The sequence below is a fragment of the uncultured Jannaschia sp. genome (genome assembly GCF_947494025.1).
Lineage (GTDB): Bacteria > Pseudomonadota > Alphaproteobacteria > Rhodobacterales > Rhodobacteraceae > Jannaschia.
The window spans coordinates 71,260-88,058 of the sequence record NZ_CANLTQ010000008.1 but is presented as its reverse complement, the minus strand read 5'-3'; the positions used below and the strand labels follow the sequence as shown (position 1 = coordinate 88,058).

16 protein-coding genes are annotated in these 16,799 nt (G+C 68.5%); 4 read left to right on the top strand and 12 right to left on the bottom strand.

The window, feature by feature from the left end:
- The first annotated feature begins 100 nt into the window (after window positions 1-100).
- Together Q1B08_RS12170 and Q1B08_RS12165 are read left to right on the top strand one after the other, a co-directional pair.
- Entirely contained in the window at window positions 101-1,135 is a 1,035-nt protein-coding gene (locus Q1B08_RS12170; RefSeq protein ID WP_299818976.1) for an ABC transporter ATP-binding protein, read from the top strand.
- A complete protein-coding gene (locus tag Q1B08_RS12165) occupies window positions 1,132-2,205 on the top strand; it encodes an ABC transporter ATP-binding protein (protein ID WP_299818972.1) in 1,074 nt (357 codons plus the stop codon). Before Q1B08_RS12170 ends, Q1B08_RS12165 begins: the two co-directional genes overlap by 4 nt.
- Before the next feature lie 438 nt (window positions 2,206-2,643).
- Here the strand turns inward: Q1B08_RS12165 and Q1B08_RS12160 are convergent, their stop codons facing one another.
- The 6 genes from Q1B08_RS12160 to Q1B08_RS12135 form a co-directional block, all read right to left on the bottom strand.
- Window positions 2,644-3,558 carry an HAD hydrolase-like protein gene (locus tag Q1B08_RS12160; protein WP_299818968.1) on the bottom strand — a complete coding sequence of 305 codons (915 nt, stop codon included), beginning with the start codon at window positions 3,556-3,558 and terminating at the stop codon, window positions 2,644-2,646.
- Window positions 3,555-4,364, bottom strand: coding sequence for a phosphonate ABC transporter, permease protein PhnE (gene phnE, locus Q1B08_RS12155; RefSeq protein ID WP_299818963.1), 810 nt, complete (start codon window positions 4,362-4,364; stop codon window positions 3,555-3,557). Before phnE (Q1B08_RS12155) ends, Q1B08_RS12160 begins: the two co-directional genes overlap by 4 nt.
- A complete protein-coding gene (gene phnE, locus Q1B08_RS12150) occupies window positions 4,361-5,155 on the bottom strand; it encodes a phosphonate ABC transporter, permease protein PhnE (RefSeq protein ID WP_299818959.1) in 795 nt (264 codons plus the stop codon). Before phnE (Q1B08_RS12150) ends, phnE (Q1B08_RS12155) begins: the two co-directional genes overlap by 4 nt.
- Complete coding sequence (gene phnC / locus Q1B08_RS12145; protein WP_299818955.1) at window positions 5,152-5,928, bottom strand: phosphonate ABC transporter ATP-binding protein; 777 nt, start codon at window positions 5,926-5,928, stop codon at window positions 5,152-5,154. Before phnC ends, phnE (Q1B08_RS12150) begins: the two co-directional genes overlap by 4 nt.
- 55 nt (window positions 5,929-5,983) lie before the next feature.
- On the bottom strand, window positions 5,984-6,964 hold the full coding sequence (gene phnD / locus Q1B08_RS12140) for a phosphate/phosphite/phosphonate ABC transporter substrate-binding protein (protein ID WP_299818950.1): 981 nt from the start codon (window positions 6,962-6,964) through the stop codon (window positions 5,984-5,986).
- 278 nt (window positions 6,965-7,242) lie between these two features.
- Entirely contained in the window at window positions 7,243-8,319 is a 1,077-nt protein-coding gene (locus Q1B08_RS12135; RefSeq protein ID WP_299818947.1) for an alpha/beta hydrolase, read from the bottom strand.
- Window positions 8,320-8,434: 115 nt separating this feature from the next.
- Between Q1B08_RS12135 and Q1B08_RS12130 the strand changes: the two genes are divergently transcribed.
- Together Q1B08_RS12130 and Q1B08_RS12125 are read left to right on the top strand one after the other, a co-directional pair.
- A complete protein-coding gene (locus tag Q1B08_RS12130) occupies window positions 8,435-9,211 on the top strand; it encodes a TetR/AcrR family transcriptional regulator (RefSeq protein WP_299818942.1) in 777 nt (258 codons plus the stop codon).
- A 20-nt stretch (window positions 9,212-9,231) separates the two neighbouring features.
- Window positions 9,232-9,993, top strand: coding sequence for an STAS/SEC14 domain-containing protein (locus Q1B08_RS12125; RefSeq protein WP_299818937.1), 762 nt, complete (start codon window positions 9,232-9,234; stop codon window positions 9,991-9,993).
- 325 nt (window positions 9,994-10,318) lie between these two features.
- Here the strand turns inward: Q1B08_RS12125 and Q1B08_RS12120 are convergent, their stop codons facing one another.
- From Q1B08_RS12120 to Q1B08_RS12095, 6 genes are all read right to left on the bottom strand, one after another.
- The gene (locus tag Q1B08_RS12120; protein WP_299818933.1) at window positions 10,319-11,530 is read right to left on the bottom strand and encodes an ester cyclase; all 1,212 of its coding nucleotides are present in this window, start codon (window positions 11,528-11,530) and stop codon (window positions 10,319-10,321) included.
- Window positions 11,531-11,709: 179 nt separating this feature from the next.
- Window positions 11,710-13,020 carry a TRAP transporter large permease gene (locus tag Q1B08_RS12115; RefSeq protein WP_299818930.1) on the bottom strand — a complete coding sequence of 437 codons (1,311 nt, stop codon included), beginning with the start codon at window positions 13,018-13,020 and terminating at the stop codon, window positions 11,710-11,712.
- 25 nt (window positions 13,021-13,045) lie between these two features.
- Window positions 13,046-13,540, bottom strand: a complete 495-nt coding sequence (locus Q1B08_RS12110) for a TRAP transporter small permease (RefSeq protein WP_299818927.1) — start codon at window positions 13,538-13,540, stop codon at window positions 13,046-13,048.
- Between the two features lie 52 nt (window positions 13,541-13,592).
- Window positions 13,593-14,714: a C4-dicarboxylate TRAP transporter substrate-binding protein gene (locus Q1B08_RS12105; RefSeq protein ID WP_299818924.1), complete on the bottom strand. Its 1,122-nt coding sequence runs from the start codon at window positions 14,712-14,714 to the stop codon at window positions 13,593-13,595.
- A gap of 72 nt (window positions 14,715-14,786) precedes the next feature.
- On the bottom strand, window positions 14,787-15,506 hold the full coding sequence (locus Q1B08_RS12100) for a haloacid dehalogenase type II (protein WP_299818921.1): 720 nt from the start codon (window positions 15,504-15,506) through the stop codon (window positions 14,787-14,789).
- Window positions 15,503-16,738, bottom strand: coding sequence for an amidohydrolase family protein (locus Q1B08_RS12095; protein ID WP_299818918.1), 1,236 nt, complete (start codon window positions 16,736-16,738; stop codon window positions 15,503-15,505). Before Q1B08_RS12095 ends, Q1B08_RS12100 begins: the two co-directional genes overlap by 4 nt.
- Window positions 16,739-16,799: the final 61 nt, after the last annotated feature.

Here is a 16,799-nt window from a genome sequence, read left to right as displayed (position 1 = left end):
ACAAAACTGGTTTACTAAACGGGTTCAATAGCGATTGAACCGTTTCAACAACCAAACTATGCCTTAACCATGGAAGGTGTTGTCAACGGTGAACTTGCCGATGAAGACAAATGAACCGTCGGGCGCGGCCGGGTCGGCGAAGCCTCCCGAACCCCCGGCGGGGGCACGGGACGTTCTGACGATCCGCGGCCTGTCGGTCGCCTTCGGAGGCGTTCCGATCCTCGACGGGCTCGACCTTACCGTCCGGGCCGGGGAGTTGGTCTGCGTCGTTGGCGAAAGCGGCTCCGGCAAGAGCCTCACCGCCTTGGCGACAATGGGCCTGACGCCCGGAACCGCCGAAATCTCCGCCGATCGCTTCGACTTCGCGGGCCGGGATCTGTTGTCGCTTCCTGAGCGTCAGCGCGAGGCGCTGCGCGGCGACGAGATGGCGATGATCTTTCAGGAGCCGATGACCTCGCTCAACCCGGTCCTGACCGCCGGCGAGCAGATCATGGAGCCGTTGCGCCAGCATCGCCGCATGAGCGCGTCCGAGGCCCGCGAGGCCGCGCTGGCCATGCTGCGGCGCGTGCAGGTCCCCGCGCCCGAGGCGCGGTTCGCGCAATATCCCCACCAGCTTTCGGGAGGGCTGCGTCAACGCGTGATGATCGCGATGGCGCTGGTCTGCCGCCCGCGCCTGCTGATCGCGGACGAGCCGACGACGGCGCTCGACGTGACGATCCAGAACCAGATCCTCCGCCTCGTGGACGAGTTGCGCCACGAGATGGAGACTTCGGTGCTGTTCATCACCCACGATCTTGCCGTGGTGTCCGAGATTGCCGACCGGATCGCCGTGATCTACGCCGGCCGCATCGTCGAGGAAGGCACCCGGGACGCGATCTTCGAGGATCCGCAGCATCCCTACACGCTCGCGCTGTTCGCGGCGTTGCCGCGCTCCGGGGACAAGGGTCGAGATCTCGCCGCGATCCGCGGACAGGTCCCCGCGCCCGGCAGCATGCCCGAGGGGTGCCGTTTCGCGCCGCGCTGCCCCTTCGCGGTCGATAAGTGCCGCGCCGAACGGCCGCCCCTGGACCGGGTCGGCGATGACGGGCACCGCGCCGCCTGCTGGCGCGCGCCGCTCGAGGAGACGGTCGCATGAAGACGACCCCGACCCTCGAGGTCCGGAACCTTTGCAAGACCTTTGCCGGCAAGGCGGGACTGCTGCGGTCGGGCCGGCGGGCCCGCGTCGTCACCGATGTCAGTTTCCGGATCGGACAGGGCGAGATCTTCGGACTGGTCGGCGAGAGCGGGTCGGGCAAGTCGACCATCGGCCGAACGATCCTGCGGTTGCTCGAACCCGATTCCGGAGAGATCCTGTTCGGCGGCCGGGACATCACCGGCCTTTCCGCGGCGGACCTGCGCAAGCTGCGCCGGCACATGCAGATCATCTTCCAGGACCCGTTCAGCTCGCTCGATCCGCGCGTCCGCGTGGGCGAGGTTCTGGCCGAGCCGATCCGCCTGCACCGGCTGCGCGAGGGCCATGCCGTCGAGGCCCGCGTGGACGAACTGCTCCGGATCGTGGGTCTCGCCCCGCACCACAAGGGGCGCTATCCGCATGAGTTCTCGGGCGGCCAGCGTCAGCGCATCGCGATCGCCCGCGCCCTGGCCGTGGAGCCCGCGCTGATCGTCTGCGACGAGGCGGTCTCGGCGCTCGACGTGTCGATCCAGGCGCAGGTGCTCAACCTGCTCGCCCGGCTGCGCGCCGAGCTTGGCGTCTCCTACCTGTTCATCTCCCACGACATGTCGGTGGTGCGCCACATCTCCGACCGGGTGGGCGTGCTCTATGCCGGCCGTCTCGTCGAGACGGGATCGGTCGAGGCGGTGTTCGAGCGCCCGTCCCATCCCTACACGCGGATGCTGCTCGCGGCGACACCCAGCCTCGGCGGCCGTCGCGGGTCCGGGAGCGGGCCGGACATCGAAGGGAGCCCGCCCGGCCCCTTCGAGCCCATCCCCGGCTGCGCCTTCGCCTCGCGCTGCCCCCACGCGACCGAGACCTGCCTCGCCGCCTCGCCGCCGCTCGACACGTTCCGGGAGGGGGATCACATGGCGGCCTGCTGGCATGCCGAAACGCTGCCTCCTTTCCAGGCAGAGGGCGAGGCCGTCATGTCGGACGCGTTCGAGCGACGGATGGCGCTTCTGCGGAGGGCGCGGGCGGGAGCCGAGACGTGAGCGGTGGCTCGGCTCGGACCGGATCGAGGCCGCGACGGCCAACCACGACCTCGCGCTGAGCGCCCCCTCTTTCGTTCGGAAGGACTGAGAAGATATTCCGACGAGCGGTCCGCCACCCTGGTGCAGGATGCGATGGTCGCGATCTCGCGCCTACTCGTTTGGGCCACCGTGCCCGGGATCGTGGCTGAAGGCCGTGACGTGGTGGATGATGCCGTTCGATATACGGTCGAGTTGTTGATGACGGAGATAGGCGGAGGCTGCCCCGCGCTCCGACCGCCCTGTCCAAGCGCCGAACGGATCGGGCCATGGCGTCGCGAGGGCCACGATCCAGCCGTCCAAGGCGTCGGACCCGGCGGTGCGATGCTCGAGGCGAGGCCGGTTCGCTTGTCACGAGCGATCGTATCGAGGTCGATTTCGGATTCGTCTCAGAACATCCTTTCAGATTCGCGGGATGACGAAATCGGGCACAATGTTCGCGCGGCGTATGACCTCTTCCACGTCAAGACCGACAAGCGCACCGTGGCCCGTCACCAGGGTTGTCGCGAAACCCATCTGACGGCCACCGAGGATGTCGGTGTGGAGCGTATCGCCCACCATGAGCACACGTTCCGGCGCAGGAGGCGTCGCAAGGCGGCCGAGCAGGAGATCGTATATGCCGGCGAAAGGCTTGCCGAAGAAGATCGGCACGACTTCGGCCGCATCCGCGATGCGATGGGCGAAGGAGCCCGGCTCGGTCGACAGGCCGGTCTCCCGCGGCGCCACGAGGTCTGGGTTGCCGACAAGGACCGGTCTCGGGTCGCGCCGCAACGACGCTTCGAGCAGGTCCTGCCGATGCTCGGTCCAGCCGTCCGAGCCGATCAGCAGGAAGCCCTCGGCCTCCGCATAAGGCCCGCATTCGTCGCCCAAGAAGGCTATGTCCAGCCCGTCCAGCTCCTCGGTGCCGTTCGCATCATTCAGCATCGCACCCCATCGGCGGGGGGGCATGTCCGCAAGGTGTGAAAGCAGCGTTTCCCGGCTGGTGACGACTTCCTCCGGCGTGAAGTCGAACCCCAGCCGCTCGTATCGTGACATCATCCGCCGCTTCGGGTAGGCGGCGGAGTTCGACACCACCGCAACCGACTTCCCCGCCGCGCGCAGGTCCGCGATCCGCTCGGCCGCCCCCTCGATCGCGGTCTCTCCGACGTTCAGCACGCCATAAGCGTCGAACAGGATCAGGTCGAACGGAGCAGCTATCTCGTCGAGCGTCGCCGCCGTCCTCCAGTCCGTTCCGAATTCGACCGACGGCAGGCGGTGCCGCACGCGGAGATACGCCTCGAACGCGGCGCGGGCCTCGACGGCACGAGTGTCGGTCAAAGGATGCGGCGACGAAGAAAGGCCGAGACGATTTCGCCGAGCACGACAAGCGCGAGGATCGAAAGCAGCACCGTCGCCGCCTCGGGCCAGTTGAAGGTGTCGATCGCGCCCTGGAGGATGATCCCGATGCCCCCGGCGCCGACGAGGCCGAGGACCGTCGACTCGCGAAGGTTGATGTCCCAGCGTAGGATCGAGACCGCCCAGAATGTCGGCATCACCTGCGGCACGATGGCATAGACGATGATCTTGAAGCGGGACGCCCCGGTGGCCTCGAGCGCCTCGACCGGCCTCGTGTCGATCTCCTCGATGGCCTCGCCCAGAAGCTTTCCGACGAAACCGATCGACCGGAACATGATCGCCACGATCCCCGCCACGATGCCGGGCCCGAAGATGGCGACGAACAGAAGCGCCCAGATGATCGTGTTCACCGACCGCGAGGTAACGAGGATCAGCCGCCCGAGCCAGAGCGTCGCCCGGTTCGGCGTGGTGTTCTGCGCGGCGATGTAGGCCACCGGCAGGGACATGACGACCGCCAGCGCGGTGGCGAAGGTGGCGATGTTCACCGTTTCCAGCAATACGCGAAGGATGGTTCCGAGGTTCGTCGGATCCGGTGGATACATCCGCCCGAAAAGGTCGCCCATCTGACCGGGCGCGCCCCAGACCCACGGCCAGATGATCTCGATCGAGCCGAGGGCCCAGAGTATCGCCAGCGCGGACAGGGCGAAGATCGCGAAGCGCCGGGCCTTCTGTTTCGGCGTGTGCCGGGACCAGTCCTCCCGGCCGAACTGTTCGGCGATGCTGCTCATGCCAGACGCTTCCGTATCTGCCCGCTGACCCCTTCCGAGATCAGGATCACGCCGACGATGACGATGGTGATGGCGAGGGCGAAGTCGTAGTCGTAACGCCCGAAGGCATTGGCGAGCGTGGCCCCGATGCCACCGGCGCCCACGATCCCCACCACCGCCGAAGCGCGCAGGTTCGAGTCGAGCTGGTAGATCGTCAAGCCGATCTGGCGCGGCATTATCTGCGGAAATATGGCGTAGATCAGCGTCGAGGCGTAAGGCGCGCCCGCGGCCCGCATCGCCTCGACCTGCCCGAAGTCGATCTCCTCGATCCGCTCGGCCAGCATCTTGGCGACGAACCCGACGGAGTAGACCACCAGCGTCAGCACGCCCGCGAAGGGCCCGAACCCGACGGCCTTCACGAAGATGATGGCCACGATCACCGGGTGAAAGCTGCGCGCGACGATGATGATCGCCCGTCCGAGGTAGAAGACCGGCAGCGGCGCGATGTTGCGTGCCGACATGAAGGCGATGGGGATCGACAGCGCGACGCCCCCCGCGGTGGCGAGGATCGCGATCTTCAGGCTTTCGAGGAATCCGTCGATCAGGAGCCCGCTGCGCTCGTAGCTCGGCGGAAAGGCCCCGCCGAAGATGCGTCCCGCCCGCTCGATCCCCTGCGCGGCGCGCGTCCAGTCGATGGGCATCGTCGCGACGACCCAGGCGAAGTAGGCCAGCACGCCGAGGTAGACGGCCCATCGCACGACGGGGTTCGCGATGAAGGGCGGCCGCCGCCACGTGTCGGGTCGGGAGGTCATGACGCTTCCCGCAATTCGGCGCCGCGGTCGACATGGGGACTGCCGGAATAAATTCGGTCCATCGCCTCCTGGTCCAGCGCGGCAGGCAGGTCGTCGAAGATGATCCGGCCGTAGCGCATGCCGACGATCCGGTCGGTGTATTCCTTGGCTTCGGTCACGTTGTGGATGTTGATCAGGACCGGCAGCTTCAGCTCGCTCGCGAGGTCCCGCAGAAGACCCATGATCTGCTCGGACGTCTTGGGGTCGAGCGAGGCCGTGGGCTCGTCGGCGAGCAGGATCTCGGGCTCCTGCATCAGCGCGCGCACGACGCCGACCCTTTGGCGTTCGCCACCGGACAGCTGGTCGGCCCGGGTGTTGGCGTATTGTGCGATGCCGACACGCTCCATCAGCTCGTAGGCGCGGCGGATGTCCTTCTTGGGGTAGCGCCGCATCACCGCCGCCCACAACGAAATGTATCCGAGCCGCCCGGACTGGACGTTCTCCATCACCGTCAGGCGGTCAACGAGGTTGAAGCCCTGGAAGACCATGCCGATCTTGCGCCGCGCCGCGCGCAGCTCGCGGCCGCGCAGCTTCGTCAGCTCGGTTCCGTTCAGCACGATGCTGCCCGAGGTGGGTTCGACGAGCCGGTTGATGCAGCGGAGCAGCGTCGACTTGCCCGCCCCGGACGAGCCGATGATCGACACGACGCTCTCGCCCTCGATCGTCAGGTCGAGGTCTTTCAGGACCGGGTCGCCGCCGCCGTAGCGCTTGACCAGGTCGGTGATCTTCAACATGCGGGCTCTCCCTGCCGGGGCCGGCGGCGATGCGCCGGCCCCTGTCGCTGCGACGTCACTCGGCCGCGAGGCCTTCGGGCGTGTACTGCACTCCGTTCGCCCGCTGAATCTGACGGATGACCCTCCACTGATCCTGATAGGTGACCGGGATGAACTTGCTGACGCCGGTGAATTCCTCGCCGAGCGCGGTCCCCTCGAAGTCGAAGCTGAAGAACGCCTCCTCGATCTTCTCCTTCAACTCGGGCGCGAGGTCGTGCGCGTAGGCGTAGGAAGTCGTCGGGAACGGCTCGCTTTCCCAGACGATGCGGACCTCCTCGGGATCGTAGAGGCCCCGCTCGGCCATCCGGTCGACCACCTCGGACGCCACCGGCGCCGCGTCGTAGTCCCCCGCGACGACGCCCAGCATCGACTGGTCGTGGCTGCCGGAATAGACGACCTCGTAATCCTCGTCCGGAACCACGCCGAGATCGGGGAACAGCGCGCGCGGCGCCTGATTGCCCGAGTTCGACGTGGGGGAGGTATGCGCCACCCGCTTGCCGGCGAGGTCCGGCATCTCCTGGATGTCGCTGTCGGCCTGCGTGTAGACCTGCAGCGTATAGCCGAACTGTCCGTCGTCGGCGCCCATGATCGCGAACGGCACCGCCCCCGCGAGGTTCACCGCGAAGGGCGTCGGACCGGTCGAGAAGCCGGCGATGTGCAGGCGGCCCGAACGCATCGCCTCGACTTCGGCCGAGTTCGACTGCACCGCGAAGAACTGTACGTCCTTGCCGGTGACCTCCTCGAGGTGATCGATGAAGGGGGTCCAGATGTCCTCGTAGATCGCCGGATCCTCGACCGGCGTGTAAGCGAAGACCAGCGTGTCCGGATTCTGCAACGCTCCGTCGTCCTCGGGGGCGTCCGCGACGAGGTCGCCGTCCGCATCCGTGTACTGGCTGTCGAGCTGCGCCGTTTCTTCCTGCGCGAGCGCCGTGCTTGCGGAAAGCACCGCGGCCGCGACAAAGGCGATACCGCTTGTCGTCTGCCTGAGATTGATCATGTCGTCCTCCCTACGAACCGCATCTTGAGTGCGAGGCCCGGTGTTCCGGGTCCGGCCCCGGACAAAAACATCGGTTTTTCGCGATTTGCAACAAATTCATCGCGGAATCCGCGAAAGCAGCGCGTGCGACGAGCGGGTCGCGGGGGTGGCGCGGTGTGGGCGGGGCGTCCGGCCCGCGCCGCCCGAAAAAGCCGGGGGCGCCGAGAGCGAATCCTTCGTCAGCCCGGATTGCGGCCGCATGCCCGCCGGGTCCACGACGATGCAGTTCGCCCGCCGCCTCACCGCCCCGCGATCTGCAATCCGTCGAGGCCCAGCGTGATACGCACAGGGCCGAGGCCGATGTCCGGCACCGGCGCATCCCCGGCCCCGCGCAGCCCTCGCATCAGCGCGATGGCGGCGGGCGAAGTGCCGGGGAGGAAATGGTTGCCGTTGCCGCCCCGGAGGCCGGTCAGGTCGATGACGTAGAGGCCGAGGTCGCCGAGCCGCTCGAGGTCGGCCACGCTTCCCAGGCGCGTGCCGCCGCGGGCGAGGCGCGACGACAGGCCGAGCAGGCGGTCGTTGCGCGCGACGGCGACGGCGAACGGCTGCGGCAGGGGCGAAAGGATCGCCGCCTGTGCGAGGAACAGGTCGAGGTCGATGTCGGGCGAGATCAGGGCCACGCCGGCAAGGCGGTCGAGCATGGCGCGCCGCCCCATGAGCGCGATCTGCCGCAGGGCTTCCATGACGAGGAACCAGCCCATGGAATGCCCCGCGACGGTCAGCCGGGTCCGGCCGTCGGCCAGAAGGCGCAATATGAGGTCGGCCAGCGCGTCGCGGGCGACGAGCGCGCTGTCGCGATCGTAGGCGTAGCCGAGCGGATGGCCGGCCGAGGCCCAGGCGAAGTGAATCTGCGGCCCTTCGAGGCCATAATCCCAGGCGATCTGCGCGTGGCGATAGACCCCTTCGGCGAAGGTGTTGTTGTAGCCGTGCACGAACAGCACGGCCTCGGCGTCGCCCCCGGCCCGGGCGTGCGTCGCGGCGGCGCGGACGATGGCATCGGCCCCGTCCAGCATTTGCGCGCCGATGAGCGCGAAGTGCCGGGCCGGGTCGGGCATGGGGCCCGGCGGCCATTCGATGGCGCCGACCCGGTGGCCGGGCGGGATTGACACGACGAGCCGGGCCGCGTCGAGCGTTTTGGCTCTGTCCGGGCCGTAGGCCAGCGGAACGGGGTCGGCGCTGCGGGTCGTCGCGACAAGAAGCGTCTGCGTCCGGCCGTCGTTCGCGGGGCGCGCGGCGACGCCGAGCCGGCCACGCGCGCCGCAGCCGGCAAGACCGGCGCCGGCCAGAAGCGCGATCGTCGCCCGGCGCGTATGCATCCGCCTCTCCTTCCTCCACCGCGATGCGGCCCTGAAACCGGCGAGGATCCATCGCCTTGACGGCTCGCCCGCCCTTCCTCTACATACCGACCACCGGTTGGTAAAGGACACGCGGATGCGGAAGGTTGGAACAGTCGAGCACGGATCCGACACATCCCGTCGCCAGCGCATGGCGCCCGAAGCCCGTCGCGCGGCGATCCTCGACGCGGCGCAGACGCTGTTCTTCGCACGGGGTTGGGATGCGGTAACGATCGCCGATGTGATCGAGAGCGCCGGCATCTCCAAGGGCGGCTTCTACCACCACTTCGCCGCCAAGGAGGATCTGCTCGACGGCGTCGTGGATCGGTTCACGCGCGAGGCCGTGGCTTCGGCGGAGGCGGCACGGGCGACATCCTCGGGCGACGCGCTCGTGCGGCTGAACGCCTTTCTCGCCGGCGCGATCCGGTGGAAGGCCAAGCAGGTACCGACGACCCGCTTCGTCCTCGACGCGCTGCGGCGGCCGGGCAACGACATGCTGTTCCACCGTATCCAGGCCGCCTCCGCCGCCGCCGTGCGGCCCGTCCTCGAGGGGATGGTGGCCGACGGGATCGCGGAAGGGCGCTTCGACGTGCCCGCGGCGGACCTCGTGGTGGAGGCGATCCTCGCGCTGTCGCAGGGCCGGCGGAACGTGGTCGAGGCGGCGATCCGCGCGACCGAGGCGGGCGACCTCGACGGCGCGACCGCGACGCTCGACGGCAGGATGGCGGCCGAGGGCGCGTTCATGGACCGGATGCTGGGGCTGCCGCCCGGCAGCGTCGCGTTGTCCAACCCCGAGGAATACCGCCGCATGCTGCGGGCCAGCGCGCGCCGCGAGGACATTCCGCGCCGGGCACGATGCCCGCAGGCAAGATAACGGATCGAAAGGAGCGACCGATGCTGACCGTGAAAGAGATCGAGACGAACGTCTGGGAGCTGACGCTGAAGGGCGTCGTGGAGAAGGGCGACATCGCGGAGATGGAGCGCGCGCTCACGCCCGCGCTGGAAGGCGACGGCCCGCTCGGCCTGATCGTGCGGGCCGAGGACTGGACCGACATCACCGCGGACGCGATGGCCGCGGACGCGCGCTTCGAGTTCGGCCTGATGACGAAGTGGGCGAAGATCGCGCGCATGGCGGTCGTGAGCGACCTGCAGGCCTTCGCCGCCATCCTCCGCGGGGCCGACGTGATCCTGCCGATGATCGAGATGCGCAGCTTCCGCGCGTCCCAGGTGGCCGAGGCCGAGGCCTTCGTGCGCGACCTGCGGTCGGACAAGGCAAAGGGCGCCGGCCGTGGCATCAGGCTGCTGTCGGACGGCGCGGACGGGGTGATCGCCTACGAGATCGACGGCACGATCACCCAGGGCGACATCGATGCGGTGATGGAACCGTTGACGGCACGGATGACAGGCGAGACCCGGATCAACCTGCTGGTGCGCTTCGTGGACTGGGAAGGGTTCGATCCGGAGATCCTGACCAAGGGCGGGCTCTGGGGAACCAAGATGAACGCGATCGGACACCTGCGCCGCTATGCGGTCGTCGGGGCACCGAAATGGATGACTGCGATGGCGGGCATGGCCGCGACGATGCTGCCCTTCGAGATGCGGACCTTCGACGCCGACGAGGATGCCGCCGCCTGGGATTGGGTGCGCGCGGCCTGATCCGATCGGCCGGGTCGCCGCCGCCGTCATCGTCGGCGACCCATCCCGCCACCGGCCATCGCCGGCTCCGACGATCCGCTCCGAAGAATCCCGAGACGCGAGCGATCGTCCTCGGGCGGGTTTTCCGAACGCCATCCAGGCCCATGGCGATCATCGCGGTCCGCACTCCGTCCGCTGCCCCCGCGCTGATGCGAACAGTTCGAGAGCGGGTGACGACGGAGGCAGGAGTTCCGACCGTAACCCCGCGCGGGTGACCCGGGTCTCCGCTCAACCGGCGCCGCACGGACAGCGCAAACCGTCCACGGCGCCGCCCGAAGGCCGGGCCTCACTCGTCGCCGGAGATCTGCCGCATCAGCGAGGCCCGATCGGCCATCTCCCAGCTCTCGACGATCTCGCCCTCCTCGATCCGGTGCACGGCCATCACGCCGAACGCGACGTCCCGGCCGGTCGCGGGGACATCCATCAGCGTGCCGACATGGCGGCCCCGGATCGTGCCCCGCACGGTGATCACGTCGTCGGCGAGATGGACATCGTCCGTCTCGAAGCGCACATCGGCCAGCGCGCTGGTGTATCGCGCGATCCTCGCGAGGAAGTCGTCGACGTTCTGGACCGGTTCGGACGCGGTGCCGCCATGCAGCACCCAGCGGTCCGAGAGCACGTTGGTCAGCATCTCCACGTCGTTCTCGCTCAGCGCCTGGTAGTAGCGGTCCACCATGTCGAGCGCGGCGGCCTCGTCCAGCAGCGGCGAGGCCAGCGCGTCGGAGAAGTGGCCCACATCGGGCTCCGCCGAGCGCAGGCGGATATAGCCCAGCACCTGGTTGTCGCGCTTCGGGTCGAGCACGAGGATCTCGCCCTCGAAGACCCGGAACTGCGTCAGCTCCTCGATATTCGTGTAATGGCTGATCATCAGGAGCGGCCCCTCGCGCTCCGGGTCGCCGTCCCATTCCGAGATGAACCGGCCGAGCGCCCCGGTGTTCTTCGCCCCCTGCAGCGACAGGAGCAGGTTCAGGTCCGCGTCGGTCCGCACCGGCAGGTCGGCGGCGGCCCCCGGGGCGACCCGGCCGATCCCTTCGAGGAGGTACTCCAGCGTCTGCTGGTTGCGGCACCACTGGCTCACGATCACCCGCGACGGCAGGACGTCGTTGGCGGCCAGAAGCGTGCCGAAGTTGCGCATGTCCTCCGCGCCCCGTTCGCTCAGCACGCGCTGGTTGGCGCAGTCCGAGGGCGCCACGTCCTTCCGGTCGAGCTTGGACCAGTCGGTCGGGCCGTGCCGCATCAGATAGACCACGTCGTCGCGCAGGAACATCTCCTCGATCTGCTGGTAGGGCTCGAAGCGAAGCACGTCGTCCACCTCGAACGTGCCCGAGGTCACCTCCACATCCATCTCGCCCACATGGTTCGAGACCTGCTCGACCGTGCCCACCATGCCGTTCGTCTCGGTCCGCGCCGCCATCGTCCCGGCCTCCTGCGCGAAGGCGGCGAAGGGGCCGGCGGTCAGGGCGACCGCGACGGCGGCCCGGATCAGGAAACGTTTCATGGTCTTACCTCGCAATGGGCCGTCGCGGCGCCGGCTCGCTCCCGATATCAGGACGGTGCCCCCCCTTTTAAATGCAACAACAGCGTTCGATCACGCAGGGGGACCACTTCACTTTTGCGGCAGGTGGTGCGGCGCGACCGCAGATCGCGCCCGTGGCGTCCCGGCCCGTCCCCGGCGCGTCAATAGGCCAGCGAGGGCAACCAGAGCGTGATGATCGGGAACGCGATCAGGATCACCAGCGTCAGCACGTCCATCGCCAGGAACCAGGAGATGCCGCGGAAGATCTCGGGCAGCGTCACGCGATTGTTGAGCGCCCCGTTGATCATGTAGACGTTGAGCCCGATCGGCGGCGTGATCAGCCCGATCTCCAGCAGCTTGATCACGATGATCCCGAACCAGACGGGGTTGATGTCCGCCTCCCCCACCAGCGGCACCAGGATCGGCAGCGTCAGGAGCAGGAGCCCGATCGAATCGATCAGCATGCCGAGGACGAGAAAGATCACCGACACCGCAAGGAGGATCCACCACGTCTCGGTCGAGACCGACAGGATCGCGTCCGCGAAGGCCCGCGGCACGCCCGACAGCGCGAGGAAGCGGGTGAAGAACAGCGAGCCGATCAGGATCAGGAAGATCGACGCCGTGGCCGTCACCGCCTGCGTCACCGCCTCGGTCAGCGCCCGGCGGGTGAGCCGACGCCGCACGAGCGCGATCAGAAGCGCCGCGAAGGCGCCGAGCGCGCCGGCCTCCGTGGGCGAGAACACGCCCGTGAAGATGCCGCCAAGCACCACGAGGATCAGCGTGGGCAGGGGCCAGACGTCGCGGAACGCCTCGCGCCGCTCCGCATCGGTCGGATTGATGGGCACGTTCCCCCCGGCCAGCGCGGGGTTCAGCTTCACCCGCACCACGATCATCGCCATGTAGATCAGCGCCGACAGCAGCCCCGGCAGGAACCCCGCCATGAAGAGCTGCCCCACCGAGACCTGCGCGTAGACCCCGTAGAGGATCAGGAGCACCGAGGGCGGGATCAGCGAGCCGAGCGTCCCCGACGCCGCGATCGTCCCGGTGGCGAGGCCCCGGTCGTAGCCGTTGTCGAGCATCTCCGGCACCGCCATCCGCGACATGGCGGAGGCCGTCGCCACGGAGGAGCCGGAGGCGGCGGCGAAGAACGCACAGGCCCCCACCGAGGTGACGGCAAGTCCGCCCGGCAGTCGCGCGAGATACAACCTGAGCGCGAGGAACAGACCGCGCGTCATGTCCGTCGAGGAGCAGACGAACCCCATCAGAAGGAACATCGGCGCGGCCGACAGCTCCCACTGGCCGACATAATCGAAGGGCGTGGCCGAGATCATGCCCCAGGCCACGCCCATGTTGAACATCACCCCGATCCCCGCGATCGAGACGAGCCCGAGGACCAGCCCGATCGGCACGCGGAGCGCGATCAGGAGAAGCGCGATCGCTACGCCCGCGACGCCGATTCCGAGATTGCTCATCGCCCGCCCCTCCCCCCGGATCCCGTCAAAGCGCCCGCCGCGTGGCCAGCGCCTTCAGCAGGTTCGCCAGCACCGCGAGGAACACCCCCGCGAAGCCCGCGGGCAGCGCCCAGCGGGCGGGCCAGATCAGGAAACGGAAGTTGCTCATCGCCTCCTCCCCCCGCGCGGTGGCCCTCATCGCGTCCCAGAACGATTGCCACGTCAGCATCCCGAAGAACACGAGCCCGAGCAGACAGGCAAACACGTAAAGCGCGAGCTGCGCCCCCCGCGGCATCATCTGCGCGAAGAGATCCACGCGGATGTTCTCGTTCCGGTACTCCACGAAGCCGAGGGCCAGGAACACCAGCGCCACCATGTAGTAGAACGACACCCATTCCAGCGTGCCGACGATCTGGCCGTTCAGGAAGTACCGCACGCCCACGTCGAGCGTGATGTGCCCCATCATCAGCACCATGACGAAGCAGGCCAGCGCGGCGCTCGCGATGTTGAGCCAGCGGACGGCTTTCAGGGCGACATCCATCTCGGGGATCCCTTGCGGCGGGTGCGGGCCCGACGGACGGGCCCGCCCGATCTCACTCGACGCCGTAGGCGGCGGGGTCAAGCTTGGAATAGATCTCCCGCATGGCGAGCTCCGTCAGCGCGTCCTCGTCCGTGGTGTCCACCTCCGCGAGCAGGTCGGTCCATTTCGTCATCGTGGCCTCGAACGCGGTGATCAGCGCGTCGCCGTCCTCGATCCCGTATTCGCTCTCCGCCCTTTCCGCCGCGGCGCGGGAGGTGCGGTCGCGGAACTCGGCCACATGCCCGGCCAGATCGGCCTCCGGCTCGTAGACGTTGCCGCCCGCCGCCTTGGTCGCTTCGAGCCCGCCCGCGACCTTCTCGTTGTAGGCGATCACCATGCGCGCCATGGACCGGGCCGAGGCCTCCATCAGGACCGCGCGCTGCTCCGGCGTGAGCCCGGCCCAGAAGTCCGGGTTGTAGCCCCATTGCGGCCCGGCCCAGTACATGCCCGTCGACAGCAGCGTCGTGTGCTCCGCCACCTCCAGCAGCGAGCGGTCCACGAGGTCGGAGGGCGAGTTCGTCGCGCAGTCGAGCGTGCCGCGCTCGAGCCCGGTATACATCTCGCTCGAGGGGACGTTGACGGGGATGCCGCCCGCCTCCTCCACCCAGACCGAAACGGCGGAGCCCGCGGTGCGGATGCGCTTGCCCCGCATCTCGTCGAGGGTGCGCACCGGCGAGGCGCACATCAGCACGTAGGCCGGCGTCGCGTAGGCGCCGAGATAGACCACGCCGAGATCCGACCATTCCTGGAGCTGCGTCTCGTTCGTCATCGAGAAGTCCGCCGCCGCGAAGATCGCCGCCACCGGGTCGGAATAGGCGAAGCCCAGCTCCTGCACCGCGTTCGCCACCGGCATCTCCGCGGGCGTGTAGACGGCGGTGGCATGGGCGACCTGCACGACGTTGTCCTGAATGCCCTGCAGCGAGGCGCGCGGCGCGAGCAGGACGGTGCCAGTATAGACCTCCGGCACGAGATCCCCGCCCGAAAGCTCCTCCACTAGTTCGGCCCATTCGATGTAGCCCGCCCCCGACATCGGCACGGCGCCGTCGTAGAAGCTGTTGGCGATGAAGTTCGTCTGCGCCCCGGCGGCCCCGGTCAGAAGGGCGGCCGTCGCGGCGGCGGTTGCAAGCGTTTTCATGGTCTTACCCCTGTTGGTCGTGATTGCGGCGCCCCGTCGCTTGCGGACGGTTCGTGCCGGAGGATCGTCGTCTCAGACGTCGCCGCGTTCGTGCGCCGACGCCAGTTCCGCCATCGAGTCGAAGCGGAAGGTCGTCTCCGCCAACTGGCCCGGATCCATCGTCGCGCCGAAGCCTTCCTTGGCATGACGGCGATGGATCCACGCATTGTCGAGCCCGTTGGCCCGCGCGCGGACATGGTCGTGGAACATGCTTTCCGCCGTGTGCAGAAGCTCGCCCTTGGCAAGGCCCATGGCGGCGATGCGCTCCAGAAGGTAGTCGAAGTTCCGCTGCGCCGGTTTGTAGCTGCCCACGTCCTCGGCGGTGAACACCCCGTCCCAGTCGATGCCGAGCCTCTCGGCGGATCCGGCGAAGCTCCGGTTGTCGACATTCGACAGCACGATCATGCGGTAATGCTGCTTGAGGTAGGCCAGAGCGTCGGCACTATCGGGAAAGGCCGGCCAGTCCGGCACGCTCGCTCCGTAGCGCGCGCATTCCTCCCAGTCGACGACGAGGGCCAGCTCCTCCGCGCAACGCCGGTAGACCGTGGCGAGCAGGTCGCGATAGCGCCGCGCAGGCGTCCAGGCCTGCGCCCCGCTTTCGTGGCGGGCATGCATTTCCAGCACCGCGTCGTCCGACATCTCCGTTTCCAGCCGGTCGGTCAGGGGACGAAGCCCCGCCAGCATCCCGCTTTCCCAGTCGATCAGCGTGCCGTAGACGTCGAAGCTCAGCGCGCTGTAATCCCGCAGGCTCACAGCGCCGTCTCCTTCTTCACGACCGCGCCGTCCTTCATGATGAACGGCATGCGGGCCCCCTGCCCCGTCAGCACGTCGAGGTCCTCGAGCGGGTTGCCCGCGACCGCGATCACGTCGGCGAAGGCGCCGGGGGCGATGGCGCCGATCCTGCCTTCCATCCGCAATACCCGCGCCGCGTCCACCGTGGCCGAGCGGATCACCGCGTCGGCGGGGATGTAGCGGCCGCGCAGCGGGAACTCGCCGGATTGCTCGGTCTGCATGCCCCCCAGCAGGTCGGAGCCGTAGCCCATCAGCACGCCCGCCCGGTGCATCTTCTCCAGCCGCTCCAGTCCCGCCTCGCGCACATCGGCGATCTTGGCCACCGATTCCGCCGGCAGGCCGAACTCCGCCCCGGAGCGTGCCAGCACGTCGTAGGTGATGTTGGTCGGCACGACCGGGATGCCCTCCCGCGCGACCCGCTCGATCGTGCTGTCCGACATCAGGTTGCCATGCTCGATGCATTCGAAACCGCAATCGAGCGCCCGTAGGATCGCCGCGTCGGAATAAAGGTGCCCCGTCGCGTAGGTGCCGAAACCCCGGGCGATCTCGACCATGGCCTTCAGCTCGTCCACGGAGAAGACGAGGTAGCCCACCGGATCCGAGGGAGAGGACACGCCGCCATCGGCCATCGCCTTGACGAATTGCGCCCCGTTCTTGAGCTCCTCGCGCACCGCGCGCTGGACCTCCGGCACGCCGTCGCAGTTGCGGCCCATCGCGCCGAGGCTCCCCGCGTACCAGCTTGCGTCGCGATTGTCGTACGGCCCCCGGTAATCGGTATGCCCGCCCGTTTGCGACAGCGCCTTGCCGCAGATCACCAGCCGCGGTCCGAGGAACGCCCCCTCCTCCACGGCGAGCTGCAGCCCCCGGTCGGCCCCGCCCAGATCGCGCACCGTGGTGAAGCCGCGCATCAGCATGCCGCGCATCAGAAGGCTCGCCCGCGCCGCGACGAGCGAGGCCGGCAGCGCCGCGTTCGACCCCAGATCGGCGGTGGTGGCGATGACGTGAACGTGGCAATCCACCAGCCCCGGCATCACCGTCAGCCCGTCGAGATCGACGACCGCGTCCGCCCCGGCGGAGACGTTCGGCCCGACCTCGCGGATCGTGTCGCCCTCGATCACGATCCCCATCGGCTCGGTCGGCTCCGGCGCCGTTCCGTCCACGATCCGCGCGTTCCTGAGCAGCGTTACCGTCATCCTGTCCCCCGTTTTCGCGCTATACGAGAGCGCCGCGCCCGGACAGTCAACCCCGCCCTCA